Source organism: Pseudomonas emilianonis (genome assembly GCF_023072625.1).
Lineage (GTDB): Bacteria > Pseudomonadota > Gammaproteobacteria > Pseudomonadales > Pseudomonadaceae > Aquipseudomonas > Aquipseudomonas paraveronii.
In genome coordinates this window covers 1-3,087 of record NZ_JAKNRV010000497.1, presented here as the reverse complement: position 1 = coordinate 3,087, position 3,087 = coordinate 1, and the positions used below count along the sequence as shown (strand labels likewise).

General features: G+C 62.5%; 2 protein-coding genes and 1 pseudogene. 2 read left to right on the top strand and 1 reads right to left on the bottom strand.

Features of this window, described 5'->3' with window-relative positions:
* A partial coding sequence (locus L9Z73_RS28255) for a 2Fe-2S iron-sulfur cluster-binding protein (protein ID WP_247408057.1) occupies positions 1-187 on the bottom strand: 187 nt, incomplete at its 3' end.
* 218 nt (positions 188-405) lie between these two features.
* Between L9Z73_RS28255 and L9Z73_RS28250 the strand changes: the two genes are divergently transcribed.
* Together L9Z73_RS28250 and L9Z73_RS28245 are read left to right on the top strand one after the other, a co-directional pair.
* Positions 406-1,929: a fumarate hydratase gene (locus L9Z73_RS28250; RefSeq protein ID WP_247408054.1), complete on the top strand. Its 1,524-nt coding sequence runs from the start codon at positions 406-408 to the stop codon at positions 1,927-1,929.
* Positions 1,930-2,034: 105 nt separating this feature from the next.
* A pseudogene (locus tag L9Z73_RS28245) lies at positions 2,035-3,087 on the top strand (sensor histidine kinase); the annotation flags it as partial.

The following is a 3,087-nucleotide window of genomic DNA, read 5'->3' as shown; positions in this document are numbered from 1 at the left end:
GTTGCGCCGGACTGAGGGCGTCGGGCTGCAGGTCCTCGACCTCGCCCCGGCAACGTACCAGGCATGCATGGCAACTGCCGGCGCGGCAACTGTAGGGCACAGCGACGCCGGCCTGGTTCAGGGCATCCAACAGGTTGCTGCCGGTGGAGACCGACCAGTGGCGTTCGCCGACGTGCAGTTCAGGCATACAAGGTCTCGGATCAAAAAAGCGTACACAGGGAATCACGCCCGGCAGAGTTTGACCATAGTCGGGTGTATCGGCCACCGTGCCGGGTTATACTGCCGCGCCTTTTTAGCGTCGCGCCAGCATCACTCGGCGTGCCTTGGAAAGGTGGTTTCAGCCGACCGATACACCCCTCTGAAGCCACCTTTATTGAATGTTCCCTTATTAGAGGAGCGCGACTCATGACCGTGATCAAGCAAGACGACCTGATTCAGAGCGTTGCCGACGCCCTGCAATTCATTTCCTACTACCATCCCGTTGACTTCATCCAGGCGATGCACGAAGCCTACCTGCGCGAAGAATCGCCAGCAGCCCGTGACTCCATCGCCCAGATCCTGATCAACTCGCGCATGTGTGCCACCGGCCACCGCCCGATCTGCCAGGACACCGGGATCGTCACCGTGTTCGTGCGCGTAGGCATGGACGTGCGTTGGGACGGCGCCACCATGGGCCTGGACGACATGATCAACGAAGGCGTGCGTCGCGCCTACAACCTGCCGGAAAACGTCCTGCGTGCGTCGATCCTCGCCGATCCGGCGGGCGCGCGTAAAAACACCAAGGACAACACCCCGGCGGTGATCCACTACTCCATCGTCCCGGGTAACACCGTGGAAGTGGATGTGGCCGCCAAGGGCGGTGGTTCCGAGAACAAGTCGAAAATGGCCATGCTCAACCCGTCCGACTCGATCGTCGACTGGGTGCTCAAGACCGTTCCGACCATGGGCGCCGGCTGGTGCCCACCGGGCATGCTCGGCATCGGCATCGGCGGCACCGCCGAGAAAGCCGCCGTCATGGCCAAGGAAGTGTTGATGGAATCCATCGACATCCACGAGCTGAAAAAGCGCGGCCCCTCCAACCGTATCGAAGAGATGCGCCTGGAGCTGTTTGAGAAGGTCAACCAACTGGGTATCGGCGCCCAGGGCCTGGGTGGCCTGACCACCGTGCTCGACGTGAAGATCATGGACTACCCGACCCACGCCGCCTCCCTGCCGGTGTGCATGATCCCCAACTGCGCCGCTACCCGTCACGCGCACTTCGTGCTCGACGGTTCGGGCCCGGCATCGCTGGAAGCACCATCGCTGGACGCCTACCCGGAAATCGTCTGGGAAGCCGGCCCGTCGGCCCGTCGCGTCAACCTCGACACCCTGACCCCGGAAGACGTGCAGAGCTGGAAGCCGGGCGAAACCGTGTTGCTCAACGGCAAGATGCTCACCGGTCGCGACGCCGCGCACAAGCGCATGGTCGAGATGCTGAACAGGGGCGAAACCCTGCCGGTGGACCTCAAGGGTCGCTTCATCTACTACGTCGGCCCGGTTGATCCGGTGCGCGACGAAGTGGTTGGCCCGGCTGGCCCGACCACTGCGACGCGGATGGACAAGTTCACCCGCCAGATCCTCGAGCAAACCGGCCTTTTGGGCATGATCGGCAAATCCGAGCGTGGCCCGACCGCCATCGAAGCGATCAAGGACTACAAGGCCGTGTACCTGATGGCCGTGGGCGGCGCTGCTTACCTGGTGGCGCAAGCCATCAAGAAGTCGCGCGTTGTCGCTTTCGCCGAGCTGGGCATGGAAGCGATCTACGAGTTCGAGGTCAAAGACATGCCAGTCACCGTTGCGGTGGACAGCAAGGGCGAATCCGTCCACATCACCGGTCCTGCCATCTGGCAGAAAAAGATCAGTGAAAGCCTGGCGATAGAAGTGCAGTAAACACTTCTTCGTACCGATAAAGGCGACTGCGGCTACACGGCCCAGTCGCCTTTTTTATGGCGCATGCTATGGTGCCCCCCCCTAATTGCAACTGTTCATCTTCGTATGATCGCGATCACCCGTCCCCTGCGCCTGACCGTCTACTCCCTATTGATCATCGCCGGTGCGGTGCTGGCCGCCGCCTTGGCCACACGCCACGCTGAACGCCAGGCCCTGGTAGACGATGCCGCCCGCGCCAATCAGCAATTAGCGCTGTACGCCAACTCGCTGCACACCCTGATCGAACGCTACCGCGCCCTGCCCGCCGTGCTGGCACTGGATTCGGAAATGATCAGCGCGTTGAAAGGCCCACTGGATGCCGCGACCCAAGACGTGCTCAACCGTAAACTGGAACGTATCAACGGCGCCGCGCAGTCCTCCACATTGGAACTGATGGACCGCACCGGCCTGGCCGTGGCCGCCAGCAACTGGAACCTGCCGAGCAGTTACGTCGGACACAACTACGCGTTCCGGCCGTATTTCAGGCAGACGTTGAGCCAGGGCACCGGGCGCTTTTATGCGGTCGGGGTGACCACCGGCGTGCCGGGGTATTTCCTTTCCAGCGCGGTGCTCGATGAACACGAGCAGTTCCTCGGCGCCATGGTGGTCAAGCTGGAATTCCCCGAACTCGAGCGTGAGTGGGCCCAGGGTAACGACCTGCTGCTGGTCAGCGACGCCCGCGGTATCGTGTTTATCGCCAATCAGCCGGGCTGGCGTTATCGCAACCTGCGCCCGTTGTCGGCTAGCGACCTGGCCGAACTACAGGCCACCCGTCAATACGACAAGAAACAATTGCAGCCGCTGGAGACCCAGGCCCTGCAACGTTTCGACGAAAACAGCCACCTGATGCGCGTCAACGGCCCCGATGGCAACGCCAATTACATCTGGGAATCCCTGCCGCTGAAGGCCGAAGGCTGGACCTTGCACCTGCTGCGCAAACCTCAGTTCCCCTTCGAAGACCAACGCAACGCCGGCCTCGCTGCCGCCGGTTCGTGGTTGGCGCTGGTGTTTCTGGTGCTGTTTCTGACCCAACGCTGGCGTCTGGCCCGGATGCGCCAGCGCAGCCGCGAAGAGCTCGAACAGCTGGTCGAGGAGCGCACCCAGGCGCTGCGCACGGCC